Annotated in this window: 25 protein-coding genes; 5 read left to right on the forward strand and 20 right to left on the reverse strand. The window is 58.3% G+C overall.

Annotated elements, in window-relative coordinates; all coding sequences use genetic code 11:
* Window position 1: 1 nt before the first annotated feature.
* From tssG to E3W21_RS16370, 14 genes are all read right to left on the reverse strand, one after another.
* The gene (gene tssG / locus E3W21_RS16305; protein ID WP_134420957.1) at window positions 2–1009 is read right to left on the reverse strand and encodes a type VI secretion system baseplate subunit TssG; all 1008 of its coding nucleotides are present in this window, start codon (window positions 1007–1009) and stop codon (window positions 2–4) included.
* Complete coding sequence (gene tssF / locus E3W21_RS16310) at window positions 973–2760, reverse strand: type VI secretion system baseplate subunit TssF (RefSeq protein WP_129439942.1); 1788 nt, start codon at window positions 2758–2760, stop codon at window positions 973–975. Before tssF ends, tssG begins: the two co-directional genes overlap by 37 nt.
* A 24-nt stretch (window positions 2761–2784) precedes the next feature.
* The gene (locus E3W21_RS16315) at window positions 2785–3252 is read right to left on the reverse strand and encodes a hypothetical protein (RefSeq protein ID WP_256661571.1); all 468 of its coding nucleotides are present in this window, start codon (window positions 3250–3252) and stop codon (window positions 2785–2787) included.
* Window positions 3253–3615: 363 nt separating this feature from the next.
* Window positions 3616–4017 carry a hypothetical protein gene (locus E3W21_RS16320; protein ID WP_256661572.1) on the reverse strand — a complete coding sequence of 134 codons (402 nt, stop codon included), beginning with the start codon at window positions 4015–4017 and terminating at the stop codon, window positions 3616–3618.
* A 1-nt stretch (window position 4018) separates the two neighbouring features.
* Window positions 4019–4384 (reverse strand): hypothetical protein, encoded by a 366-nt coding sequence (locus E3W21_RS16325; RefSeq protein WP_134420959.1) that lies wholly within the window; start codon window positions 4382–4384, stop codon window positions 4019–4021.
* Window positions 4381–5061: a DUF6695 family protein gene (locus E3W21_RS16330; RefSeq protein WP_134420961.1), complete on the reverse strand. Its 681-nt coding sequence runs from the start codon at window positions 5059–5061 to the stop codon at window positions 4381–4383. The genes E3W21_RS16325 and E3W21_RS16330 overlap by 4 nt, the downstream gene beginning before the upstream one ends.
* A 1-nt stretch (window position 5062) precedes the next feature.
* Complete coding sequence (locus E3W21_RS16335; RefSeq protein WP_134420963.1) at window positions 5063–5587, reverse strand: PAAR domain-containing protein; 525 nt, start codon at window positions 5585–5587, stop codon at window positions 5063–5065.
* 10 nt (window positions 5588–5597) lie between these two features.
* Window positions 5598–6005 carry a type VI secretion system baseplate subunit TssE gene (tssE, locus tag E3W21_RS16340; RefSeq protein ID WP_134420965.1) on the reverse strand — a complete coding sequence of 136 codons (408 nt, stop codon included), beginning with the start codon at window positions 6003–6005 and terminating at the stop codon, window positions 5598–5600.
* 13 nt (window positions 6006–6018) lie between these two features.
* Window positions 6019–7494, reverse strand: a complete 1476-nt coding sequence (gene tssC, locus E3W21_RS16345; protein ID WP_123367531.1) for a type VI secretion system contractile sheath large subunit — start codon at window positions 7492–7494, stop codon at window positions 6019–6021.
* 28 nt (window positions 7495–7522) lie between these two features.
* Window positions 7523–8026, reverse strand: coding sequence for a type VI secretion system contractile sheath small subunit (gene tssB / locus E3W21_RS16350; protein ID WP_008150078.1), 504 nt, complete (start codon window positions 8024–8026; stop codon window positions 7523–7525).
* Window positions 8027–8058: 32 nt separating this feature from the next.
* Window positions 8059–9615 carry a type VI secretion system protein TssA gene (gene tssA / locus E3W21_RS16355; protein WP_134420967.1) on the reverse strand — a complete coding sequence of 519 codons (1557 nt, stop codon included), beginning with the start codon at window positions 9613–9615 and terminating at the stop codon, window positions 8059–8061.
* Window positions 9616–10265: 650 nt separating this feature from the next.
* Window positions 10266–10541 (reverse strand): HU family DNA-binding protein, encoded by a 276-nt coding sequence (locus tag E3W21_RS16360; protein WP_003213368.1) that lies wholly within the window; start codon window positions 10539–10541, stop codon window positions 10266–10268.
* Between the two features lie 192 nt (window positions 10542–10733).
* The gene (locus E3W21_RS16365) at window positions 10734–11882 is read right to left on the reverse strand and encodes an NAD(P)/FAD-dependent oxidoreductase (RefSeq protein ID WP_134420969.1); all 1149 of its coding nucleotides are present in this window, start codon (window positions 11880–11882) and stop codon (window positions 10734–10736) included.
* A gap of 18 nt (window positions 11883–11900) precedes the next feature.
* Entirely contained in the window at window positions 11901–12071 is a 171-nt protein-coding gene (locus E3W21_RS16370; RefSeq protein WP_033059298.1) for a rubredoxin, read from the reverse strand.
* Between the two features lie 200 nt (window positions 12072–12271).
* On the opposite strand from E3W21_RS16370, the gene E3W21_RS16375 reads away from it, so the two are divergent.
* Entirely contained in the window at window positions 12272–12835 is a 564-nt protein-coding gene (locus tag E3W21_RS16375; RefSeq protein ID WP_134420970.1) for a chorismate lyase, read from the forward strand.
* Window positions 12835–13725, forward strand: coding sequence for a 4-hydroxybenzoate octaprenyltransferase (ubiA, locus tag E3W21_RS16380; protein WP_134420972.1), 891 nt, complete (start codon window positions 12835–12837; stop codon window positions 13723–13725). The genes E3W21_RS16375 and ubiA overlap by 1 nt, the downstream gene beginning before the upstream one ends.
* Window positions 13726–13782: 57 nt before the next feature.
* On the opposite strand, the gene E3W21_RS16385 is transcribed toward ubiA, so the two are convergent.
* Entirely contained in the window at window positions 13783–14169 is a 387-nt protein-coding gene (locus E3W21_RS16385; protein ID WP_134420974.1) for a hypothetical protein, read from the reverse strand.
* Between the two features lie 153 nt (window positions 14170–14322).
* Between E3W21_RS16385 and phoB the strand changes: the two genes are divergently transcribed.
* From phoB to E3W21_RS16400, 3 genes are all read left to right on the forward strand, one after another.
* Entirely contained in the window at window positions 14323–15012 is a 690-nt protein-coding gene (phoB, locus tag E3W21_RS16390) for a phosphate regulon transcriptional regulator PhoB (RefSeq protein WP_129439913.1), read from the forward strand.
* Between the two features lie 81 nt (window positions 15013–15093).
* On the forward strand, window positions 15094–16380 hold the full coding sequence (gene phoR, locus E3W21_RS16395) for a phosphate regulon sensor histidine kinase PhoR (protein WP_256661577.1): 1287 nt from the start codon (window positions 15094–15096) through the stop codon (window positions 16378–16380).
* Window positions 16381–16763: 383 nt separating this feature from the next.
* Window positions 16764–18104 carry a hemolysin family protein gene (locus E3W21_RS16400; RefSeq protein WP_134420978.1) on the forward strand — a complete coding sequence of 447 codons (1341 nt, stop codon included), beginning with the start codon at window positions 16764–16766 and terminating at the stop codon, window positions 18102–18104.
* Between the two features lie 144 nt (window positions 18105–18248).
* Here the strand turns inward: E3W21_RS16400 and E3W21_RS16405 are convergent, their stop codons facing one another.
* The 5 genes from E3W21_RS16405 to pstA all read right to left on the reverse strand — a co-directional run bounded on the left by E3W21_RS16405 (window position 18249) and on the right by pstA (window position 23984).
* Window positions 18249–19145, reverse strand: a complete 897-nt coding sequence (locus E3W21_RS16405) for a peptidoglycan DD-metalloendopeptidase family protein (RefSeq protein WP_134420980.1) — start codon at window positions 19143–19145, stop codon at window positions 18249–18251.
* Window positions 19146–19349: 204 nt separating this feature from the next.
* The gene (locus tag E3W21_RS16410) at window positions 19350–20300 is read right to left on the reverse strand and encodes a response regulator (protein WP_134420982.1); all 951 of its coding nucleotides are present in this window, start codon (window positions 20298–20300) and stop codon (window positions 19350–19352) included.
* 167 nt (window positions 20301–20467) lie between these two features.
* Window positions 20468–21229, reverse strand: coding sequence for a phosphate signaling complex protein PhoU (phoU, locus tag E3W21_RS16415; protein ID WP_129439904.1), 762 nt, complete (start codon window positions 21227–21229; stop codon window positions 20468–20470).
* A gap of 71 nt (window positions 21230–21300) precedes the next feature.
* Window positions 21301–22134 carry a phosphate ABC transporter ATP-binding protein PstB gene (gene pstB / locus E3W21_RS16420; protein ID WP_129439902.1) on the reverse strand — a complete coding sequence of 278 codons (834 nt, stop codon included), beginning with the start codon at window positions 22132–22134 and terminating at the stop codon, window positions 21301–21303.
* Window positions 22135–22313: 179 nt separating this feature from the next.
* Window positions 22314–23984 (reverse strand): phosphate ABC transporter permease PstA, encoded by a 1671-nt coding sequence (pstA, locus tag E3W21_RS16430; protein WP_134420986.1) that lies wholly within the window; start codon window positions 23982–23984, stop codon window positions 22314–22316.
* Window positions 23985–23994: the final 10 nt, after the last annotated feature.

The following is a 23994-nucleotide window of genomic DNA, read 5'->3' on the forward strand; positions in this document are numbered from 1 at the left end:
CTTAATGAGTTTTGCTGCCCAGGGTCACCACGCCGTCCGCTTTTTCGCGGCCGAGCCAACTGGTCCATCCCAGGCGACAGGCGTTCTGCTCACCGATGCGCAGTTCGCGGATTTCTTCCTGGCGCAGCACCAGGCGAATGTCGTAATCGAGCGGGTCACGCAGGGTGAACCGCACCAGCGCGCAGAGCGGCTGGTAGCCGAAACCGATCGGCAGGAACTCGTGGAAGCGTTGCCAGTCGAGCTCGCGGATGTGGATGCGGAATTTGCCGCTGCGGTCGCGCACGTGTTCGCCCAGAACCAGGTCTTCGCCGAGCAGGCTGTTGGCGCGGCCCAAGCGATTGCGCTGCTCGTCGAGGATTTCGACGCGGCGCTCGATGCACTGCTCGATGGTCAGTTCGGCGTGTTTGAAGTAGTAACGCAGCACCGCTTCGATCAGCGCCGCCGAGTGCGCCCGCAAGCTGAGCAAGCCGAGATACGGCAGCAGGCGTTTCCAGTTCAGTTCCTGGGCCCTGCGGATCTCTTCGCCGCCGAGGCCGATCAACGCAAACAGCTGCGACGAAAACGGGTCGAGGGCGCCGCTCTGGAAGCTTGCGCGGTAGCGGTACTTTTTCCAGATCGGCAGCATCAGCCGTTGCAGGCGATGGTGAAACAGGTCGAGGAAATTGCGGGTCGGGTTGCCGTCTTCGCTATCGCCCAGGGCCTGTTCGCCGTAGAACGCCGGCAGTGGCGAACCAGAACCGACCAGGCCGATCAGGTTGAAACGCAGACGCGCGCGCATCTGCCCGTGCTCTTCGAAAAACTCCACGCGATCGACGTCACTGCCGGGGAAACCCAGGCTCGGGTTGGCCTGAAATTCCAGCTGGTCATACAGATCGTCTTCGCTCAGGTACGGGTGCGCCTCGCGCAGCCGGTCAACCACCAGCAGCACGGCCTGAAACAGCGAGTACTCGCGTATTACCCGGGTCAGCCCGCTTAAAGCAGGGGTTGCAGACCCATACGTGGTGTCCATTGGTACACCTCTCCCTGTGTGCTTTTTACCCGCAGCTCGTGGTACGAATTGAGACTGGCGTAGAGCGCGAAAAACTCGTTAAGAACCGAAGCGAAAACGAACAGGTCGCCCTCGCCGATATACCCTTCCGGGTCGATGGTCAGCTCAGTGCGCAACCCGCGTACCGGCAACCCTCGGTGCAAGCGGTCGACGTGTTGGTGTTTGATCGACTTGAGCCCGCCCAGCAGACGCTTGCTGACTTTTTCAGCGTGTTGGTCGTAGTAGCGCGGCAGGTCGTAGGTTTCGAGAATCACCTTCAACGCGTTGACGTCGGCCAGCGACAGATAGTTAAGCGACATGTTGCTGATCAGCTTCCAGAGGAAGTCACGGTTCAGCGGCGGCGCATAACTGGGCGTGGCCGGGGTGATATTGCGGAAACTGAGGAACTCCGGCGTCTCTTCGCAAGCCATGCAGATGTCGCCGAGCTTGAGCTTGCGCGGCAGGTTCTGGTTGGTGCACATCAGCTCGATCGACAGGGTTTCATGGGCTTCGGTGTGACGGATGCCGAAGCTCAGGTAAGTGTCGAGGCCGTCGTGCAACGAGGACGAACGCTGGCGAATGCTGTAGTGCGGACGGCTGTTAGGCACGTCGAAACTCGGGTCGTGCTCAAACGATTCGAACGGCACGTACTCCTGATAACCGAGGCCGCCGGGTTTCCAGCCGGTTACGGTTTCCACCGAAAACACACCGCAGTTCTCCAGGTCGTATTCGGCTGGCAGCAGCAGGTATTCGTCCTGCTTGCCGTCGAGGCGGATCGGCAGCGCATCGTGCTTGAACAGGTTGACGATCGGCGTGCAATAGAGCTTCACGTTGTCCAGCGTCGGGCGCAGGCGCTGGATGCCGCTCTTGCGAATATCGAAGCGCAATTCCAGGCCGCGCATCTGCTTGAGCGTGTCTTCCGGCAGGGCCTTGAGCAGGTCCAGTCCGTTGATATCGACGAACAGGAATTTGTCCTGGAAGGCGAAGTATTCCTGCAGGTAGCGATAGCCGCGGAAGGTATTCAGCGGATACGGGATCAACGCCTCTTCTTCGGCAAAACCCACTGGCTGCACCCGGTCGCCGGGCATCTTGAAGGCCATCGGCGTGCCGTTGACGCCGTTGATGGGCTTGCCGGCGCCATCCAGCGGGATCAGCTCGATGCCTTCCAGGTTGCGCAACAGACTCAGGTAGAGCATCTGGCTGATGTAACGCTCGCCGGCAAAGTGCAGACGCAGACGGCTCAGCTCCAGCTCACCGAGATGGCCGTCGGCACTCATCTCCAGACGCAGGCTCAACAGCGAACCGTCGCCCTTCACCGAGTAATTCAGCGCGGCCAGATCCAGCGGCAAGACTTCCGTCGGGTAGCAGGTGCGGAAACGGCAACGCACGTCATCGATCGGTACGCTTTCCACCGGCGTATCGCGCTCGACCATCAACGCAGGACCCGAACGCTTCAACGGGTCGAACTGCAAAATACTGAACGCCGGCAGCGGCCGCATGTAGTTGGGCCAGAGCAGGTGCATCAGGGAATGGCTGAGTTCCGGAAGCTCGTCGTCGAGCTTCTGACGCAGGCGACCGGTCAGGAATGCAAAGCCTTCCAGCAACCGCTCCACGTCCGGATCCCGCCCGGCCTGACCGAGAAAAGGCGCCAACGCCGGGCTACGCTCGGCGAATCGACGACCTAACTGGCGAAGTGCGGTGAGTTCGCTTTGGTAGTAGTGGTTAAAGGACACGGGTTACCTGCCTGGTATTGAATCTCATGAAAAAACTGTCCTGTAGAGCGCGACTGTCAGACCGGAAACCACGTAGCCCGCAATGAGCAGGTACGGTAAAAAAGCCAGCCAACCCACCATCATCGAGAACCCAGCGAGGCTCCCCAAAAGCACATGGGCCAACCCATAAATCACCCACGGGACAGCGTAAAAAGGGATGAAGGTCAGTGGTGCGCGCCACACGCTTTTCAAAATCTGCTGTTCGGTTTTTCCGTTCAGTGCTCGCGTCGCCCACAGGGCAAAGGCGATGTAGGCCGGGATTCCGAATGAGAGAACGTAGATCAACAGCATTTGTTGCAGGTCCAGAACCGCCGCGTATCCGTTGCCCTGCTCGAACAGGGTCAAAGCCAACATCACCAAGAGCGGAGACCAGAGCGCTGCCCTGAAAAAATTTGGATTAGGACAGCATTCATTTTTTTGAATGCTCTGCGACGGATCGTTAGTAAATTTCACTGAACACCCAGTGATTAAAACTGTAAAGAGCAATAACGCCTACAACAGAGGAAGCCAAAAATAAAAAACCATCGCGCGAGCTTTTACATTTCCAGAGCCTCGTTAATGCCCTTACAAAATAATAAAAAGAAAACGCCATCATCGGAATATAAAGAACCATACAAAAAACAAATAAGCTTCCGTAGACATCAACCCCTGCTATTGACCATTTAGTTTTCGGATCAGTGCACGATATCAGCAGAAAAACCGCGAAGGTCAAAAAATAAAAATAGTTGATCATTTTAAGAATTTTCGACACAACCAAATCTTTCGAATGCAGCAGCTCAAGCGCAATCTTTGGAATGGGGTTAGTTTCATAACTAATCACGACATCGGCCCATCTGAAAAAAACTTCGGAAGCACGAACAACACCAGCAAACTGATTATCCAAAGCACGAGCAAATAATAGTTACCGGGCATTCTGCAGGCCATCCACCCTTTAACCACTCCATAGCCAATAGCGAACTGCAACAGCAAGAACGAGATAATTCCCAACGGAACGAAAAGCAAATAACTATAAGGCTCCGCAAACCCAAACCGGATAACCGCATAAATTTCGAACAATGCAAACGGTGCGATCAAAGCGTTTGCGATGATGATCATTGCTCTGACTGTTTTTGCGCTACCCATCAACGCAAGCCCTGTGCATAGAGAAACTTTGCCAGCTCTAAAAATATCAGGGACAGTCCCATTTTTCGTTAGGTTAAGGAAAGCACATGCTGTCATGTTACTTCACCAACACCGGGTTCAACTTCAATGCAGTTTCGTCTTGCAAGTAAACTTCATCACCTCCGTCGTAACCCATGAAATCTTCGTTAGAAAGCTCTCCTCCATCCTTCATCACATGAGTCACCCAGCCTTTGGACCAGATATCTCCGCTTTCATGGCGTATTTCAACGTAGTAGTTTGGTGGACTCGATTTTGTAATCTCGAAGAAAGAGCCACCGTCTTCCGCCCCGCTCCAAAAAGCATTTGGATGATCTTTCAATACAGGCCCCTTTCCGTCATCGCGCTCCAGCAGAGCAAACACCGCCACTACGAGCAGAAAAAAAATAATAGCGAGTGAAATGGCCAGTCTCTTCAAAGTCTTCATTCGTCTATTTCCAATTTGTCATCAGCGAAACTGTATTCGAGGTCAATTTCAGACAATTGAAACTGTGTCATGTATAGAGTTGGCGCCACTGTTCGAGAACGAAAAGGAGCAGAAAACCCCACGCTCTCCGCCAACTCCGCGGCGAAAGTTACGCAATTATGATTTCCTAGATCGTACGCTTTCCGAGTCTTGTCACTGTTTTCAGCGAACTTTCCGTCTAGCCATACTAGAGCGTTCGCATAAACGGCTCCTCTCAGCACGACACCTTTAATATTTCCTGATTGGCCGTGACCTATGGAGATCTGCCTAAGTGTTTTTTTCAATGATGATTCAGTAATATGCCCGGCCACAATTTTTACGTTGGGGATACTACCTTTTTGTACTCGCCCAGCCGGACCGGGTCCTTTATATCGACCGTACTCATAGTATTTGGATTCACCCGTCTTGCCATTAATTAGCAAAACACCTGCATGACCAAGCAAGGGAGCTTTTGGAAACTCGATTTTGATTTTTTGACCAAACCAAGTGTCTTTATAGTCATCCAATACATGGATTTGGAATTGGGGGAAAACCAAAGGAATGAGAAAGTCGTTATCCGCAGCCAAGTAAACCTGAATAGGTGAAACATCGGCGGCAGGTGTGGTGGCAACAGTTGCCACCTGAACGGCTTGCGGCATCTCACTCCCCTTTTAGCAGCCAGTTCGGTTTAACCGAGAACTGGACGTTTTGTGATTGAGCTTTTTTGCCTAGTGCTTTCGAAAATCCAGCCGCATCGGTCTTACCGTGAACCTCTGTGCCATCTTCAAGCGTCGCGATGTACGAGACATTCTTAAGCGGCGTTCCAGATGCTTGATCCATCAATTGAACTCGAACGTCGAACCCAAAAATGTTCAGAGGTACCGGCGCCACAAATGGCACCGGCGAATGCGAATTCCCGATAATCACCGTCCCGGACCCGGCGGTAACCTTGTTGCCATGAGTCCCGACGGAATCCACCGTCGCAGCCGGTTTCCCGTTAATCAAAACCGTCGTCGCCAACCCGCCCGACATCGCACCACCACACGCCGAGGCATCGCCTTGGCGGGCGGCCGCGAGGCCGTCGAAAAACACGTCGCCGGAACCGGCAGTAATCGGGTTGGTGCCGTGACCGGGGAGCGGGCAAGCGGTAGGGTCGGATACGCGGGCTGCGGGTTTGCCGGACATACGAATCTCCTTAGTTGACCTTGACTTGACCGCTGCCATCCAGGCGCGCGGCGAAACTGACCTGACGCTTGAAACCATCAACTTCCAGCAAGCCTTCGATGCTGAAGGACAGGCGAAGCTGATCGTGGTCACGCGGCAGGGAAATGACACACACATTGCTCAGGCGTGGCTCGTAGGCTTCGATGAAATTTTCGATGGCCAGACGGGCCTGACTCAGGGAGTCGTGCAGGCTCAGACGCATGTCATTGAGATCGGGTAGCCCGTAGTCGGACAGCGTTTGCACGCTGCCCGCACGGGTGCTGAGCATCTTGGCCAGATGGGCAGCAACGGACGCCATGGCGGAGACCTCGCGGCTCCAGCCGACGCGTTTGTCCGCGTCGCCACCCAGGCGTTCGAAAAGGCTGCCGTATCCAGTCATGAGTTAGCTCCGCTTACTCTTTGTCCAGCTTGCCAACCAGCGACAGGGTGAAATCGGCACCCATGTACTTGAAGTGCGGGCGCACGTTCAGGCTGACGCGGTACCAGCCAGGCTCGCCTTCAACATCGCTGACGATGATCTGGGCAGCGCGCAGTGGACGACGGCCACGCACTTCGGCGCTTGGGTTTTCCTGGTCGGCCACGTACTGGCGGATCCACTTGTTGAGTTCCAGTTCGAGGTCGGTACGTTCTTTCCACGAACCGAGTTGCTCGCGCTGCAGCACTTTCAAGTAGTGAGCCAGGCGGTTGACGATCATCATGTACGGCAGTTGGGTGCCGAGCTTGTAGTTCAGCTCTGCTGCCTTGCCTTCTGCGCTGATGCCGAAAAACTTCGGCTTCTGCACCGAGCTGGCGGAGAAGAACGCCGCGTTGTCGGAGCCTTTACGCATGGTCAGGGAGATGAAGCCTTCCTCGGCCAGTTCGTATTCACGACGGTCGCTAACCAGAACCTCGGTAGGAATCTTGGTTTCGATTTCGCCCATGCTTTCGAAGTGGTGCAACGGCAGGTCTTCAACCGCGCCACCGCTCTGCGGGCCGATGATGTTCGGGCACCAGCGGAATTTGGCGAAGCTGTCGGTCAGCTTGGTGCCGAACGCGTAGGCGGTGTTGCCCCACAGGTAGTGCTCGTGGCTGTTGGCGACGGTTTCTTTGTACACGAACGATTTGACCGGGTTTTCTTCCGGGTCGTACGGGTTACGCAGCAGGAAACGCGGCACGGTCAGGCCAACGTAACGGGAGTCTTCCGACTGGCGGAAGCTCTGCCATTTGGCGAATTGCGGGCCTTCGAAGTGATCTTTCAGATCCTTCAGGTCCGGCAGACCGGTGAAGCTTTCCAGGCCGAAGAATTTCGGGCCGGCGGCAGCAATGAACGGTGCGTGCGACATGCAGGCAACGCTGGACACGTACTGCATCAGTTTCACGTCCGGCGAGCTTGGGGACATGAAGTAGTTGGCGATGATCGCGCCGACCGGCTGACCACCGAACTGACCGTATTCAGCGGTGTAGATGTGCTTGTACAGGCCCGACTGCATCACTTCCGGCGAATCTTCGAAATCGTCCAGCAGATCGTCTTTGGAGACGTTGAGGATTTCGATCTTGATGTTTTCGCGGAAGTTGGTGCGGTCGACCAGCAACTGCAGACCACGCCACGACGATTCCAGGGACTGGAAAGACGGGTGGTGCAGGATCTCGTCCATCTGGCGGCTGAGCTTGGCATCGATCTCGGCGATCATGCGGTCAACCATGGCCTTCTTGACTGGCTCACCGTTGTTCTGCGGCTTGAGCAGCTCTTCGATGAAGGCCGACACACCGCGTTTGGCGATGTCGTAGGCTTCGTCGTCCGGCGTCAGGCGGGTTTCGGCGATGATGCTGTCGAGAATGCTGTATTCGCCGTTCTCTTTGCTCTTTTGCTGTGCTGCGCTAGTGCTCATGGTGTTGGCTTCCTTGGCTGATGGAGACTCAGGCGTCCTGGGCTGCGGCGTTCAAGCCCAGCTCACCCAGTACGCGACCGCGGGATTCGTCGTCGGCGAGAACGCCTTCGATGGCTTTGCGGAACGCAGGCGCGTTACCCAGCGGGCCTTTGAGGGCCACCAGCGCGTCGCGCAGTTCCATCAGTTTTTTCAGCTCAGGCACTTGCTCGACCAGGCTGGCCGGGTTGAAGTCCTTCATCGAGTTGACGCGCAGTTGCACGCCCAGCTCTTCAGTGCTGCCCTCTTCCTGAAGGCGGTTCGGCACGTTCAACGTCAGGGTCAGCTCTTGCTTGGCCAGCACTTCGTCGAAGGTCATCTTGTCGATGCTGATCGGCTTGCGATCTTCGACTTTACGTTCGTCCTTGCGGTGGGTGTAGTCACCGATTGCCAGTAGTTTCAACGGCAGTTCAATCTCTTCCTGAGCACCACCGGTGGCAGGTTTGAAAGTGACGTTGATGCGTTCCTTGGGGGCTACCGAGCCTTCTTTGGCCATGGCTATTCTCCTTGCGGTTGTGGCCCTGGGGCCTATTCGAGTACCACTTCGAGATCGAGGTGGCACAGCCTGCGATAAATCTCTTCCTTGCGTTCACGTACGGCATGGTTCTGCGGCAACAACTCGCAGCAGCTATGCAGTAAATGCAGCACTTCCAGCGCAAGATCGGGCTCCCAGGCGTTCAGGCCTGAGTCCTGTAATGTTTGGTCTAGGGTTTCGAGTTGGGTCCTGGCCAGTTCGTATTTCTTGGCCATGAAGCACAGCCGCGCGAGGGCGAACTGCCAGAAGAACCGGGCGCGCCCGCCCTGGGCGCTTTGCAGGCCTTGCTTGAGGATCTGCACCGCGGCCTTGAGGCCGTCCTTGCGCAGGATCGGCAAGACTTCTTCCAGGGCCAGTTCCCAGGCAGGCTGGGTGTCGGCGACTTCGACCTTGCGCGGCGCACTGGCGCTTTGCAGATGCGGCATGACATGGGCGCTGACCCAGGCGCGAGTGGCAGGATCGGCAAACGGGGCGCCGTCATGAAATCGCAATTCGATGATGCCGGGCAGGCGCTGAATCAAAAGCGCGAAGTGGATTTCCACTTCGCGCATAGCCATCTCGGCGTTGAGTCCCTGGAGGCACTCCCAAACCATTCGCTGGCCATCGAACCAGAACGGCGCCTTCGCCAGGCTCGCCTCCAGTTCCACCAGCAGATCGGCATATTTGGCCTGGTCGTAACGGTCCTGGTAAGCCTTGAGCTTGTCGGCTGGCAAACCGCGCAGAACGGTGATCTGCTCGGCGTTGCGCTCGGGCACCGCGTCGATGGGCAACCACAACAGTGTGCGATTAAGGCGCAAGGCGCGCAGGTCGGTGGCTTTCTGCTTGAGCCACCAGGCACACAACGGCCGCGCGCTTTCCTGCTGGGCACGCAGCGCCTTGTGGGCTTCTTTTTCGTTATCGATCGGTGCGCCGGGGGTGAACAGTTGCGTGGCGGCTTGTTTGACCTGAGCCACCGCCGCGCCGACGACGCCAGGTTCCGGCTGATTGTCGGCGGCACGCTGGACCATGTTCTTCAGGCGGCGGGAAATCGGCAGCAGCAGCGGAGCGTCATCCCCCAAATGCTCGGTGCAAGCAGCATCGAGACCTTCAAGGTGTTCGACCAGCCGCCGGAACATCGGCAACTGCTCTTTGATCGCGACGTTTTCGGTCAGCACCTGCTCAAGACGCGGTACCAACCAACTGATGGCAGCGGAGCGGGTGCGGGCCTTATTGGGATGAACCTCAGCCCAGTGGTTCTCGCACAGATGGTGCAGAAGTCCGAGGCCGGCCAGCAGCCCTTGAAAAGATTCGCGCTGGTACAGGGCCCAGGTCAGCCAGGCGCCAACCCGCAAGTCCTTGGACTGGGTGCGCAGCAGGTTTTCACTGTTTTCGCGGATTTTCAGCCAGTCGATCTGACCGCTTTCGTGCATGGATTGGGCTTTGCCCAACTCGCTTTCCAATGCCTCATATTCGCTCGAAAAGCGAACGTCCTCGCCCGCGAAATTCTCTTTGGAAACAGAGGCTTTTGCGAGTTCGAGGTAATGAGCGGAAAGTTTGCTTGAGTAGGACATCCATGGCCTTTAATTAGGATTACAGTCATACGCCCATTGGAGTTCCAATGACGCGGGGACAGAATCAAAGAGCTGCGATGAGTCTCATCCAATTGAGTTCGTGCTCTTTCAAGTGCGCGCATCGTACTCACGATGATGGCCACTAGCAAGCATCTGATTAAACAACAAGACGAAGTGTCTCTATTGCTCGTAGGAGATCTCCCTATAAGTAGCAAGGGATACCCTGATGTGAGTTTAATGTTCATGCCATCGGCCAACCGCCACGAAACCATTGAGCTAGAGCCGTGCGTCAATCCTTCGAGGAATGAGTGCCGATTCGCCCCTTGAGCCAGGCTTGAATCATGGCAAAAATAAGAAATGATAAATGTAGGAGTATTCCGAAATCTTCCGGTCATCTTTGAACAAGACAACGATGACAACAGGGAACTAAAAAAGTGCCATCGCAATGATGGCACCTTATATATCACTGATATTGAACGACAAGCCTCCGGCAACTCAAACCAATCACTTTGTATCCAGAGTGTATTAATCAGTCCAAAAATACTGTGTATATAGAACAAACCAACGCCCACAAAAAATGGGCACCCGATTCAATCGGCATGCCCATTTTTCAATACGGTTCTCCCCGTTATTCAGGGAGTTCGCCGCAATTATGGATTAACGCTGTCTTTCAATGACTTGCCTGGCTTGAACGCAACAGTGTTGCTGGCCTTGATTTTGACGGGCTCACCGGTTTGCGGGTTTTTGCCGGTGCGGGCACCGCGGTGGCGTTGCAGGAAGGTACCGAAGCCCACCAGCGTGACGCTGTCCTTGCGGTGCAGAGCGCCGGTGATTTCTTCGAGAACGGCGTTGAGAACGCGGTTGGCCTGCTCTTTGGTGAGGTCTGCTTTTTCAGCAATTGCAGCGGCGAGTTCTGGTTTACGCATTAGTGAAGCCCCTTTGACGGTTTTTTGTTGTTATGTCCGTGCTGTTCTCGTTGGAACAGCGCCCAAAGCGCCGCAGGTGCTCTACTCTGCGGCAGACGGGAGTGAGGATGGCACGCAGCGAAGAGCCGCGCCAGTCTCGGCGCGACCTTTGTAGGGGCAAAAGAGGGGTGATTCCGACAGAACGACCGGTATTTACGCCAGCAATGCCGGAAGCTCTTTGTTCAGGGCCAGTTTTTCCATCACCGCCGCGCCTGTCAGGGCATAACCCAACAGTTTGCCGCTGGCATCGCGGCACAATACCTTGATGTCCGCGCCCTGCCCTTCGACCGTCCAGACGCCCTCCAAACCCCGTGGCGGCGGTGAAACCACCAATGGGCAGACTGGCGTTTTTACGGTGATGGGCATCGGGCCATAACTTACCGGCGTCGGGTTTCCGGCGAGGGTCTGGGCCAGCGCTCTCGCACAGCTCATGAGGGGCATGACGTACAACAGATTCAGCCCATCGACTTCGGCGCAGTCGCCCAAGGCATAGATATTGGCGTGGGAGGTTTTCAGGTGGCGATCGACCACCACACCGCGATTGACCTGCACACCGGCCGCCGCCGCCAGGTCGATGCGCGGACGCAGACCAATGGCCGACACCACCACATCGCAAGGGATCACCTGGCCATCGGACAGATGCGCTTCCAGTCCGTCAGTAACGCGCTGCAAGCGATTGAGCACCGGCCCGAGGTGGAAGCGTGCGCCCAGGCTTTCCAGCCCGGCCTGGACCGCAGCGGCCGCCGCCGGGTGCAACAGGGTCGGCATGACCTGCTCGCACGGTGCAACCAGTTGCACCTCGTAGCCGCCAAGGATCAGGTCGTTGGCGAACTCGCAACCAATCAGGCCGGCGCCGAGCAACAACACCCGACGTTTGCCGGCCGCCGCTGCGCGAAAGCGCGCGTAGTCTTCCAGATCGTTGATCGGGAAAACGGCGTCCGCTGCGTCGCCTTCGATCGGCACTCGCACGGTTTCCGCACCCCACGCCAGGATCAAGTCACGGTAAAACACCGCTTCCTCACCGATCCACAAGCGCTTATGACCAGGGTCGATGCCGCTGATGCGCGTGTGCGTACGCACTTCGGCCTTCAATTGCTCGGCCATGGTGCCTGGCTCGGCCATGCTCAGGCCGTCGGCGTCTTTGTTTTTGCCAAAGCCGGTGGAGAGCATCGGCTTGGAGTAGGAGCGTCCGTCATCTGCAGTAATCAGCAGCAGCGGGGTTTCGCCATCGAGTTTGCGAAACTCCCGGGCCAGGTTGTAGCCAGCCAGCCCGGTGCCGACGATCACGACAGGTGCGTTCATTCCTTACTCCTCAGTTATTTAAGCGGCGATTTCGATCATTTCAAAATCCAACTTGCCCACACCGCAGTCCGGGCACAGCCAGTCTGCCGGTACGTCTTCCCAGCGGGTGCCCGGCGCAATGCCGTCATCCGGCCAGCCGTCGGCTTCGTTATAGATCAGGCCGCAGACCACACATTGCCACTTTTTCATTCAGGTACTTCCTCAGGGTTCAGTCTTTTACCGGCGCGAATGGTCGATGGTTGGAGCGCTACCGTCCGGCTCAGCGCGTTTTGTACTGATCGGGCCCGGCAGATGCAAGCCTGTTCGACGCAATGGCCGGTCGGATCAATCAAAATCGCAGACTGACATGGTAAGCTCGCCGCCTCATTTGCTGCCAATAATGACTCACTGTGCCGCACTCAAAATCCCCCGCCGTGCCCCCGCTTTGGCTCCCTCGAAGCCAACTGACGCCCCTCCCCGACACGTCTACCCTCGACTGGTTGTTCGACGAAGGCTCTTTGACCCGACGGCTGATCCGTTTGTCGAATGACGGCTTCAGCGTCACGCCTCTCTTCGAAGGTTGGCAGCCCTTGCGCGTCGACGAATGTGCCGCGCTGGATCTGGCCGAAGGCAGCGAGGGTTGGGTTCGCGAGGTGTATCTGCGCGGCCACGGCGAAGCCTGGGTGTTTGCCCGCAGCGTGGCGGCGCGTAGTGCGTTGCAGGGCGACGGTCTGCACATGGACGAATTGGGCAGCCGCTCCCTGGGCGAATTGCTGTTTTGCGATCAGGCATTTCAACGGCGCGCTATCGAGGTTTGTCACTATCCTCAGGAGTGGCTGCCGATGGAGTCCCGGGCACCTGAGCTGTGGGGCCGCCGTTCGCGTTTCGACCGCGGCGCCTTGAGCGTGCTGGTGGCCGAAATTTTCTTGCCGACCCTGTGGAACGCTACCCGCGCCCATCCGGAGAATTGCTGATGTACCAGAGCCTGCTCAAGTCCCTGAATCGCTTGAATCCACGGGCCTGGGATTTCATTCAGCTGACCCGTATGGACAAACCGATCGGCATTTATCTGCTGCTGTGGCCGACGCTGTGGGCGCTGTGGATTGCCGGCAAAGGTTCACCGTCATTGGCCAACGTCATGATTTTCGTCCTCGGTGTGGTACTGACCCGCGCCGGCGGCTGCGTAATTAACGACTGGGCGGACCGCAAGGTCGATGGCCACGTGAAACGCACCGAACAACGGCCACTGGTGAGCGGCAAGATCAGTTCCAAAGAAGCACTGGTGTTCTTCGCGCTGCTGATGGGCGTGAGTTTTCTGCTGGTGCTCTGCACTAATGCGGCAACGGTCTGGCTGTCGTTCGGTGGTTTGGCGCTGGCCTTCACTTACCCGTTCATGAAGCGCTACACCTATTACCCGCAAGTGGTGCTGGGCGCGGCGTTCTCTTGGGGGATGCCGATGGCGTTCACCGCCGAAACCGGTGAACTGCCGCCGGCGGCGTGGTTGCTGTGGATCGCGAACCTTCTGTGGACGGTGGGCTACGACACCTATTACGCCATGACCGACCGCGACGACGACTTGAAGATCGGCGTGAAATCTACAGCGATTCTGTTTGGCGATGCGGACCGGGTGATCATTCTGACCCTGCAAGGGTTGGCGTTGGGTTGCTTGCTGCTGGCCGGATCAAAATTCGAGCTCGGTGGCTGGTTCCACTTGGGATTGTTGGCGGCGGCGGGTTGTTTTGCGTGGGAGTTCTGGTACACCCGCGGCAAGGACCGGATGCGCTGCTTCCAGGCGTTTCTGCACAACCACTGGGCCGGGTTGGCGATTTTTGTCGGGATTGTGTTGGATTACGCAACTCGCTGATCACACCCCAACCGCTGCCGAACACATGTTTCGGCAGCGGCTATAGGCTTTGATCGATTACTTCTGCGACTCGTGCATGACGTGCCAGACGTCCTTCATGCCGTCACCCTTCATTTCTCCAGGCTTTTCGTCCTTCATAAAGGTGTACAGCGGCTTGCCGTCGTAAGCGTATTGCATCATGCCGTCATCACGCTTGATGACGCTCCATTTGCCTTCGGCCTTGGCACCCGCCGGAGCCATCATCGGCGGCCAGTTCTTGGCACACTCACCGTTGCACATTGACTTGCCGCCAGCATCCTTGTCGAACGTGTACACCGTCATACCCTTATGATCGACCATCATCCCGTCTTTCATCATTGCTGGCTCAGCCGCGAAGGCCATCGATGGCAACGCCATGACCGCAGTCAGCATCAAAGCTTTGAAGGATTGCGAGTATTGCTTCATGGAAACCTTCCTTTTGTGGTTGTCAGGATTCGAAATTAGAGCTTAGTTCAGGATCACAACAATCGCAGGGCGACTAAAATACTGTCACACGACTGCAATAATTCCGTTATCTAATGCGGCGCAAGACAGTTAAATGACAAGAGGATTAAAGGCATGGTTGGCAGGAGCATTCTGATCGTCGACGACGAAGCGCCCATTCGCGAAATGATCGCCGTTGCGTTGGAAATGGCCGGCTATGACTGCATAGAGGCTGAGAACTCGCAACAGGCCCACGCCATCATCGTCGACCGCAAGCCGGACCTGATCCTGCTCGACTGGATGCTGCCCGGCACGTCCGGCATCGAGCTGGCACGACGCCTCAAGCGCGATGAGCTGACCGGGGACATCCCGATCATCATGCTCACCGCCAAGGGCGAAGAGGACAACAAGATCCAGGGCCTGGAAGTCGGCGCCGATGACTACATCACCAAGCCTTTTTCCCCACGCGAGCTGGTGGCGCGCCTGAAGGCCGTGCTGCGCCGTGCCGGCCCTACCGATGGCGAAACGCCGATCGAAGTCGGCGGCCTGCTGCTGGACCCGATCAGCCACCGCGTGACCATCGACGGCAAACCCGCCGAGATGGGCCCGACCGAATACCGCCTCCTGCAATTCTTCATGACCCACCAGGAACGTGCCTACACCCGCGGCCAGTTGCTGGATCAGGTCTGGGGCGGCAACGTCTATGTTGAAGAGCGCACCGTCGACGTGCACATCCGTCGCCTGCGCAAAGCCCTCGGTGATGCGTACGAAAATCTGGTACAAACCGTGCGCGGCACCGGCTACCGCTTTTCCACCAAGGCCTGATCCGGACCTTTCCCGCCCGACAAGCTGACAAGGACGCGCGTTCAATTGAACCAAAACTGGCATGGCACCCTGATCCGCCACATGCTTTTGCTGGTGACCGGTTGCCTGGTGATCGGCCTGATTACCGGCTACTACGGCTGGAGCCTCGCCGCGGGCCTGGGCCTTTACCTGGCCTGGACCCTCAAGCAACTGCTGCGACTGCACGAATGGCTGCGTCTGCACAAATCCGATGAGGCACCGCCCGATGGCTATGGCCTGTGGGGCGAAGTGTTCGACAGCATCTACCACCTGCAACGCCGCGACCAACGAGTGCGCGGGCGCCTGCAAGCGGTGATCGACCGGGTCCAGGAATCGACTGCCGCGCTGAAAGACGCGGTGATCATGCTCGACAGCGACGGTAACCTCGAATGGTGGAACCGCGCTGCCGAAACCCTGCTCGGCCTCAAGACCCCGCAAGACAGCGGCCAACCGGTCACCAACCTCGTCCGCCATCCGCGCTTCAAGGAATACTTCGAGCAGGACAGCTACGCCGAGCCGCTGGAAATTCCGTCACCGATCAATGATCGCCTGCGCATTCAGCTGTACATCACCCGCTACGGCAACAACGAACACTTGATGCTGGTGCGCGACGTAACGCGCATCCATCAACTGGAACAGATGCGCAAAGACTTCATCGCCAACGTCTCCCATGAACTGCGCACGCCGCTGACGGTGATCTGCGGCTATCTGGAAACCCTGCTCGACAACGTCGAGGACGTGAACCCGCGCTGGTCCCGTGCCTTGCAGCAGATGCAGCAGCAAGGCGGACGCATGCAGACGCTGCTCAACGACTTGCTGCTGTTGGCCAAACTGGAAGCCACCGATTACCCGTCTGACAACCAGCCGGTGGCCATTGACGGCTTGCTGCAATCGATCAAGAGCGACGCTCAGCAGTTGTCTGCTCAGCGCAATCAGAAGATCACCCTGGAAGCCGACCCGACGATTCTGCTCAAGGGCAGCGAAGCCGAGTTGCGCAGCGCGTTTTCCAATCTGGTGTTCAACGCGGTGAAATACACCCCGGCCGAAGGCAACATCCGCATTCGCTGGTGGGGTGATGAGCAAGGCGCACACTTGAGCGTGCAGGATTCCGGCATCGGCATCGACAGCAAACACCTGCCGCGCCTGACCGAACGCTTCTATCGCGTCGATTCCAGCCGCAACTCCAACACCGGCGGCACGGGGCTCGGCCTGGCGATCGTCAAACACGTGCTGCTGCGCCACCGCGCGCGGATGGAAATCAGCAGTGTGCCGGGCCATGGCAGCACCTTTACCTGCCATTTTGCGCCGGCCCAGGTCACCAAATCCCGGGTCATCAGCGCCGCCGACTGATACCGGCCGGCACGCGCTAGGGGGCGTTCTCAATTAGTTTCCCCACCGCGTTGTCGCCTTAAAGCGGGCAAGGCGCAGGCCGCTGGGAATGGTTGTTCCCTTTCCAAGGCCTGCAACGCAGCCTGGCCCGCTTTAAGGCACAACCCGAAGGGCCGGGCCTGCTGTTGCGCAGGGCTGCGTTGCTCGAAGCTTATTTGGAATGACCAAACTACGCTTCTCGCGCCTTGCCCTGCACAACAGCAGACCCGGCGCGGTGGGGAAACTAATTGAGAACGCCCCCTAGTCAATCACTTGGTCAGCCGCTACATTGGCTGACTTGTGCCTGCCCTTCAGGCGCACTTTTTTCTTTCCTTTCGAATACACGGAACCCGCAAAACTCCATCATGGACCCTTCCCCTGGCTTGACCCTCGCGACACTCTTCGCCGATTTCGGCATGATTCTTTTTGCTCTGATCCTGGTTTTGCTCAACGGCTTTTTCGTTGCGGCGGAATTTGCCATGGTCAAATTGCGCTCGACCCGGGTCGAAGCCATCGCTGAAAAAAACGGCTGGCGCGGACACATCCTGCGCACCGTTCACAGTCAGCTCGATGCGTACCTCTCGGCGTGCCAATTGGGTATCACCCTCGCCTCCCTCGGCCTTGGCTGGGTCGGTGAGCCGGCGTTCGCGCACATCCTCGAACCGATCCTTGAAGCCGTCGGCGTGCAGTCGGCCGAAGTGGTCAAAGGCGTATCGTTCTTCGCCGCGTTCTTCGTCATCTCGTACCTGCACATCGTGGTCGGTGAGCTGGCCCCGAAATCCTGGGCCATCCGCAAACCCGAGCTGCTGTCGCTCTGGACCGCCGTGCCGCTGTACCTGTTCTACTGGGCGATGTACCCGGCCATTTACCTGCTCAACGCCAGCGCCAACACGATCCTGCGGATCGCCGGCCAGGGTGAACCCGGCCCTCATCACGAGCACCATTACAGCCGTGAAGAACTGAAACTGATCCTGCACTCCAGCCGTGGCCAGGACCCGAGCGACCAAGGCATGCGCGTTTTGGCCTCGGCGGTGGAAATGGGCGAGCTGGAAGTGGTCGACTGGGCCAATTCCCGGGAAGACCTGGTGACCCTGGAGTTCAACGCGCCGCTGAAGGAAATCCTGGCGATGTTCCGTCGCCACAAGTTCAGCCGCTATCCGGTGTACGACAGCGATCATCAGGAGTTCGTCGGCCTGCTGCACATCAAGGATTTGCTGCTGGAACTGGCAGCCCTGGACCACATTCCCGAGTCGTTCAACCTCGCCGAACTGACTCGGCCGCTGGAGCGCGTATCCCGTCACATGCCGCTGTCGCAACTGCTGGAACAGTTTCGCAAAGGCGGCTCGCACTTCGCCCTGGTCGAAGAAGCCGATGGCAACATCATCGGCTACCTGACCATGGAAGACGTGCTGGAAGTACTGGTCGGCGATATTCAGGACGAACACCGCAAGGCTGAGCGCGGGATCCTCGCGTACCAGCCGGGCAAGCTGCTGGTGCGCGGCGACACGCCATTGTTTAAGGTCGAGCGCCTGCTGGGCATCGATCTGGACCACATCGAAGCCGAAACCCTCGCCGGGCTGGTCTACGAAACACTGAAACGGGTGCCGGAAGAGGAAGAAGTGCTGGAAGTCGAAGGCTTGCGGATCATCATCAAGAAGATGAAGGGGCCGAAGATCATTCTGGCCAAGGTGTTGATGCTCGATTAAGTCGCCCCTGGCCTAAACCGCGTCGATCCCTTCGCGAGCAAGCCCGCTCCCACATTAGTTTTGTGTCGATCACATATAAATGGCTCGACGCAGATCCAATGTGTGTGCGGGCTTGCTCGCGAAGGCGTCAGAACAGGCAACACCTCACTGTTTGCCGAGCGCAAAGTTCGGCAGGCTGCCTACCGGTTGATTGAACTGGTACGGGATCGACACCAGCCCCAACCCGGTATTGCGCTGCACCACGAAATGCAGGTGCGGCCCGCTGCTGTTGCCGGTATTGCCCGACAAGGCCAGCGGACTCCCCACCGACACCCGTTGCCCCTCGCGAACGCTCACCGAACCTTGCTTGAGGTGCAGGTACACGCCCATCGTCCCGTCATCGTGCAGCACCCGCACGAAATTACCCGACGGATCGGTGCCGCGCCCGGTCTGGGCATTCTCGGTTTTCACCACCACACCGCCACGCGCCGCGATGATCGGCGTGCCTTCGGGCATGGCGATGTCCATGGCGTAACGGTTCTTGGGACCGAAGTGGCTGTATTGACCGTTGGCGCCCTGACTCAGCCGAAACGGTCCGCCGCGCCACGGCAGCGGGTACCGATAGGCCTGGGCGGCCCCTGAGGGGTCGCCCAGGGAGTATTCAAATTTTGGGGTATACGCGAGCGGCCTTTCGGACTGCGTGGCCGTGAGCAGCGCCAGACGAATACTGCTGCGCGCCGGCATCACCCGGCGAATCGGTCGGCTCGGCGCACCACTGACGTTCTTCAGCCCGCCGAAGCTCAACTCGATTTCTACCGGCGCATACAGGTCGTTGCGCACGTAAACGCTGTCCACGCCCTTCTTCTTCGTGATGACGAGGTACACCTGGCGCTCAAGATTCTCGACCATGCGATCACGAAAAACGAACACCTTGGAGCCCGTCGTGGGGCGGTCGCTGTAGGAGACCACGCCATTGGCGTCGGTGGACTTGTAGATCGTCATGGCCATCGCCGAGGTGGAGGCCATGAAAAGACCGCAGAAAAACAGCAGGCGCGCGAGCATGGGCAAGGTTCTGTCGAGTAAGGCCTGGGTAGGAGCCTAGCAGCTGCAATGGACCCGGGTAGTCGGCAGATGTTTCAAAATGGGCCGTTCAGCGGATGTGCGGTGAATCTGATGGCCCCTTCGCGAGCAAGCTCCCACAAGGGAACGCATTCCAATGTGGGAGCGAGCTTGCTCGCGATGGCGGCCTAACAGACGATGCCGATCTTAAGCGCCGGGTACGAAATGCTTCTGCGCCGTACCACGTGCTATCAACCGCGAGATGTAGTCGAGCTTCTGCGCATCCTGGTCGACAAAGCGGAAGGTCAGTTGCAGCCAGTCGCTGTCGGGCTTTGGCTCGTGGGCGACGATGGCGTGCAGGTAGCCGTTCAGGCGGGCGGTTTCGGCGTTATCGCCCTGCTCCAGGTCGAGCACGGCGCTGTCGAGCACTTGCGGCAGGGTGTCGGTGCGTTTCACCACCAGCAGTGCTTCCTTGAGACTCAAGGCCTTGATCACACATTGCTGAATACCGTTCGGCAGGCGCAGTTGGCCCTGGCCACGTCCGCCCGTTGGCGCTGCGGAGGACGCTGGAGGCTTGATCGGCGGGCTGTTGAGCAGACCGCGAGACGGAGCAGCCGCCGGGGCTGGCGCGGCGGCAACAGGTTTGGCGAACGGGTTGACCGGCGCCGCTGCGGGCGCGACCAAAGCAGCCTTGCCGCCGGTCAATGCGCTCAGGGAATCGTTGCCGAATGCCGAGTTCATTTTGGTCGGTGCGCTGTTCATCAAGGTGTCGAGCTTGCCCACCTTGTTCAGGGCCTGCTTGACCTTGGTCAGCAGTTGCTCGTTGGTGAACGGCTTGCTGACGTAGCCGGAAACCCCGGCCTGGATCGCCTGGACCACGTTCTCTTTATCGCCACGGCTGGTCACCATCACGAACGGCATGGTCTTGAGGTTGTCCTGCTCACGGCACCAGGTCAGCAGCTCCAGGCCGGACATTTCCGGCATTTCCCAATCGCACAGGACCAGGTCGAACGCTTCCCGTGCCAGCAAGGCCTGAGCCTTTTTGCCGTTGACCGCGTCTTCGATCCGGATCCCCGGGAAGTAATTGCGCAAGCACTTCTTCACCAGGTCACGAATGAACGACGCATCGTCCACGACCAACACACTGACCTTACTCATCCATCACCCCTTTAAAAAATCCCGGCAAGCATACCGCTTTGCTGATGGCACATTGCCAAAAACCTTCAGTCACGCCGGGACTTTTCGTTCGCGGGTGCTGCTTTCGAATTCATCGACCACAAACAAAAACGCCCGGCCAAAAGGCCGGGCGCTTTTCTCAGGCAATCTTACTTATCGTCAGCTTTGCCCGGAACATTAGCGGTTTCGCCACTTGTGCCTTCAACTTCTTCTTTCATGCGCTTGAGGCCCAGATGCCGCACGTCGGTGCCGCGCACCAGGTAAATCACCAGCTCCGAGATATTGCGCGCGTGGTCGCCGATCCGTTCCAGAGAACGCAGCACCCAAATGATGCTCAAGACCCGCGAGATAGAGCGCGGGTCTTCCATCATGTAGGTGGCAAGTTCACGTAGGGCGGTCTTGTATTCACGGTCGATGATCTTGTCGTACTGGGCCACCGACAACGCCAGGTCGGCGTCGAAGCGGGCAAAGGCGTCCAGCGCATCGCGAACCATGTTGCGGACCTGGTCGCCGATGTGGCGAACCTCGACGTAACCCCGCGGGGCTTCACCTTCTTCGCACAACTGGATGGCGCGACGGGCGATCTTGGTCGCTTCGTCACCGATACGCTCCAGGTCGATGACCGACTTGGAGATGCTGATGATCAAACGCAAGTCCGACGCTGCCGGCTGACGGCGGGCCAGAATGCGCAGGCATTCTTCGTCGATGTTGCGTTCCATCTGGTTGATCTGGTCGTCGATCTCGCGAACCTGCTGGGCCAGGCCGGTGTCGGCCTCGATCAGCGCGGTGACCGCGTCGTTGACCTGCTTTTCCACCAGCCCGCCCATGGCCAGGAGGTGGCTGCGCACTTCCTCGAGCTCAGCGTTGAACTGCGCAGAGATGTGATGGGTAAGGCCTTCTTTACTAATCATGTTGGCGTCCTTGGAGCGTCCGGTAAGGTGCGGTGGACCGCAGCGTCAGTTCAGTGAGCAACAACAGCTTCCTAGCCGTAGCGACCCGTGATGTAGTCTTCGGTCTGCTTCTTCGCCGGATTGGTGAACAGGGTATCGGTGTCGCCGAATTCCACCAGTTTGCCCATGTACATGAACGCCGTGTAGTCGGAAACCCGCGCGGCCTGTTGCATGTTGTGGGTCACGATGACGATGGTGAACTTCGATTTCAGCTCGTAGATCAGCTCTTCGACTTTCAGCGTGGAGATCGGGTCGAGTGCCGAGCACGGTTCGTCGAGCAGCAGCACTTCCGGTTCCACAGCGATGGTGCGAGCGATCACCAGACGTTGTTGCTGACCACCGGACAGGCCTAGTGCCGACTCGTGCAGACGGTCTTTGACTTCGTCCCACAGTGCCGCGCCCTTCAAAGCCCACTCGACGGCTTCGTCGAGGATGCGCTTCTTGTTGATGCCCTGGATGCGCAGGCCGTAAACCACGTTTTCATAAATGGTTTTCGGGAACGGGTTGGGCTTCTGGAACACCATGCCCACGCGACGACGCAACTCGGCCACATCTTCGCCCTTACGGTAGATGTTGTTGCCGTAGAGGTTGATCTCGCCTTCTACACGGCAGCCATCCACCAGGTCGTTCATGCGGTTGAACGTACGCAGCAGCGTGGACTTGCCGCAGCCGGACGGGCCGATGAAGGCCGTCACGCGCTGTTTCGGGATGTTCATGCTGACGTCGAACAGCGCTTGTTTGTCGCCGTAGAACAGGCTCAGGCCCGGCACTTCGATGGCCACGGTTTCCTGCTCAAGGCTCAAGCTCTGTTTGTCGCGGCCCAGGGCAGACATGTTGATGCCGTGGGTATGTGCTTCGTGCTGCATGGGAGGCTCCCTGTGCTAACAAATTCGGTTCGGAACACCGCTTCGCGGCATGCCCAATAAATGTTCGGTTGGACGCGGTCTAGTGTGGGAGCGGGCTTGCTCGCGAAGAGGTCAGCACATTCAGCATCAATGTTGCCTGACCCACCGCTTTCGCGAGCAAGCCCGCTCCCACATGGAAATCAACTATCCAGCGCTTTGTATTTTTCGCGCAGGTGGTTACGGATATAGACGGCCGACAGGTTGAGCGTGGCGATCACCAGCACCAGCAGCAGCGCCGTGGCGTACACCAGCGGCCGCGCGGCCTCGACGTTCGGGCTCTGGAAGCCGACGTCATAGATGTGGAAGCCCAAGTGCATGATCTTCTGATCCAGGTGAAGGTATGGGTAGTTGCCGTCCACCGGCAGCGACGGCGCCAGTTTCACCACACCCACCAGCATCAGCGGCGCCACTTCACCCGCGGCGCGAGCCACGGCGAGGATCATGCCGGTCATCATTGCCGGACTGGCCATCGGCAGCACGATCTTCCACAAGGTTTCAGCCTTGGTTGCGCCGAGGGCCAACGAGCCTTCGCGCACGGTGCGAGGAATCCGCGCCAGGCCTTCTTCGGTGGCCACGATTACCACCGGCACCGCCAGCAGCGCCAGGGTCAGGGACGCCCAGAGCAGACCCGGCGTACCGAAGGTCGGCGCCGGCAATGCTTCAGGGAAGAACAACCGGTCAACCGAACCGCCCAATACATAGACGAAGAAGCCCAGGCCAAACACGCCGTAAACAATGGCCGGAACACCGGCCAGGTTGTTCACCGCGATGCGGATAATCCGGGTCAGCACGTTCTGCTTGGCATATTCACGCAGGTAAACCGCCGCCAGCACGCCGAACGGCGTCACGATCATCGCCATGATCAGGGTCATCATCACGGTGCCGAAAATCGCCGGGAAAATCCCGCCTTCGGTGTTCGCTTCACGCGGGTCGTCGCTGAGGAATTCCCACATCTTGCTGAAGTAGAAACCGATCTTGGTGAAGGTGCCCATCGCGTTCGGCTGATAAGCGTGAACCACTTTACCGATGCCGATTTCGATCTCTTTGCCGTTCGCATCGCGGGCCGTCAGGCTGTCGCGATTGAACTGGGCGTGCAGGTCGTTCAGGCGGACTTCGATGTCTTGATAACGAGCGTTGAGCTCGGCGCGCTCGGATTCCATGTCCGCTTGTGCGGTGGCATCGAGTTGGCCAGCCAGTTCCAGTTTGCGGCCGTGCAGACGGACGCGTTCAAGACCTGCGTTGATCGCGCCGATGTCGGATTTTTCCAGGCTCTTGAGCTGTGCCGCGAGTTTGTTGACGCGCTCGACACGGGCCTGCAACTCAGGCCACGCAGCCTCGCCTTCAGCGATGACCTTGCCGTCCTGTTTGACGTTGACCAGGTAACCGTAGAAGTTGCCCCACTCGCGACGCTCAATGGCCATCAACTCAGGCGGGGTCTTCTGGTTAGTCAGCCACTCGCCGACGATCCAGGTGAAGTCGTTGCCGTTCAGATCACGGTTGCCGACCTTGATCAGCTCGCGGGTCATGAACTCCGGGCCCTGATCGGGCACCGGCAGGCCAGCGCTTTTCAGGCGCTCGCGCGGCACTTCTTCTTTCTGCACCACTTCGCCGATGACGAGGTGGTTGGCCTGGCCCGGCACGTCGTAACTGGCGTGCACCAGGTCGGCCGGCCAGAAATGGCCCAGACCGCGCACGGCAATCACTGCCAGCAGGCCAATGGTCATGATGACCGCGATGGACACCGCGCCACCGCTGATCCAGACGCCGGGGGCGCCGCTCTTGAACCATCCTTTCAGGGAGTTCTGTTTCACAGACTTCTAC

Source organism: Pseudomonas sp. F01002, from assembly GCF_004402115.1.
Taxonomy (GTDB): domain Bacteria; phylum Pseudomonadota; class Gammaproteobacteria; order Pseudomonadales; family Pseudomonadaceae; genus Aquipseudomonas; species Aquipseudomonas frigoris.

Excerpts from the sequence above, each read along its gene's own strand:
- tssC (WP_123367531.1), bottom strand. The coding sequence starts at position 7,494 with ATGAGCACTAGCGCAGCACAGCAAAAGAGCAAAGAGAACGGCGAATAC.
- E3W21_RS16410 (WP_134420982.1), bottom strand. The coding sequence starts at position 20,300 with ATGAGTAAGGTCAGTGTGTTGGTCGTGGACGATGCGTCGTTCATTCGT.
- tssG (WP_134420957.1), bottom strand. The coding sequence starts at position 1,009 with ATGGACACCACGTATGGGTCTGCAACCCCTGCTTTAAGCGGGCTGACC.
- tssE (WP_134420965.1), bottom strand. The coding sequence starts at position 6,005 with ATGACTGGATACGGCAGCCTTTTCGAACGCCTGGGTGGCGACGCGGAC.
- E3W21_RS16365 (WP_134420969.1), bottom strand. The coding sequence starts at position 11,882 with ATGAACGCACCTGTCGTGATCGTCGGCACCGGGCTGGCTGGCTACAAC.
- tssB (WP_008150078.1), bottom strand. The coding sequence starts at position 8,026 with ATGGCCAAAGAAGGCTCGGTAGCCCCCAAGGAACGCATCAACGTCACT.
- phoR (WP_256661577.1), top strand. The coding sequence starts at position 15,094 with ATGCTTTTGCTGGTGACCGGTTGCCTGGTGATCGGCCTGATTACCGGC.
- E3W21_RS16330 (WP_134420961.1), bottom strand. The coding sequence starts at position 5,061 with ATGCCGCAAGCCGTTCAGGTGGCAACTGTTGCCACCACACCTGCCGCC.
- ubiA (WP_134420972.1), top strand. The coding sequence starts at position 12,835 with ATGTACCAGAGCCTGCTCAAGTCCCTGAATCGCTTGAATCCACGGGCC.
- phoU (WP_129439904.1), bottom strand. The coding sequence starts at position 21,229 with ATGATTAGTAAAGAAGGCCTTACCCATCACATCTCTGCGCAGTTCAAC.
- tssA (WP_134420967.1), bottom strand. The coding sequence starts at position 9,615 with ATGTCCTACTCAAGCAAACTTTCCGCTCATTACCTCGAACTCGCAAAA.
- E3W21_RS16400 (WP_134420978.1), top strand. The coding sequence starts at position 16,764 with ATGGACCCTTCCCCTGGCTTGACCCTCGCGACACTCTTCGCCGATTTC.
- E3W21_RS16325 (WP_134420959.1), bottom strand. The coding sequence starts at position 4,384 with ATGAAGACTTTGAAGAGACTGGCCATTTCACTCGCTATTATTTTTTTT.
- pstB (WP_129439902.1), bottom strand. The coding sequence starts at position 22,134 with ATGCAGCACGAAGCACATACCCACGGCATCAACATGTCTGCCCTGGGC.
- E3W21_RS16370 (WP_033059298.1), bottom strand. The coding sequence starts at position 12,071 with ATGAAAAAGTGGCAATGTGTGGTCTGCGGCCTGATCTATAACGAAGCC.
- E3W21_RS16385 (WP_134420974.1), bottom strand. The coding sequence starts at position 14,169 with ATGAAGCAATACTCGCAATCCTTCAAAGCTTTGATGCTGACTGCGGTC.
- E3W21_RS16360 (WP_003213368.1), bottom strand. The coding sequence starts at position 10,541 with ATGCGTAAACCAGAACTCGCCGCTGCAATTGCTGAAAAAGCAGACCTC.
- E3W21_RS16335 (WP_134420963.1), bottom strand. The coding sequence starts at position 5,587 with ATGTCCGGCAAACCCGCAGCCCGCGTATCCGACCCTACCGCTTGCCCG.
- phoB (WP_129439913.1), top strand. The coding sequence starts at position 14,323 with ATGGTTGGCAGGAGCATTCTGATCGTCGACGACGAAGCGCCCATTCGC.
- E3W21_RS16320 (WP_256661572.1), bottom strand. The coding sequence starts at position 4,017 with ATGACAGCATGTGCTTTCCTTAACCTAACGAAAAATGGGACTGTCCCT.
- E3W21_RS16405 (WP_134420980.1), bottom strand. The coding sequence starts at position 19,145 with ATGCTCGCGCGCCTGCTGTTTTTCTGCGGTCTTTTCATGGCCTCCACC.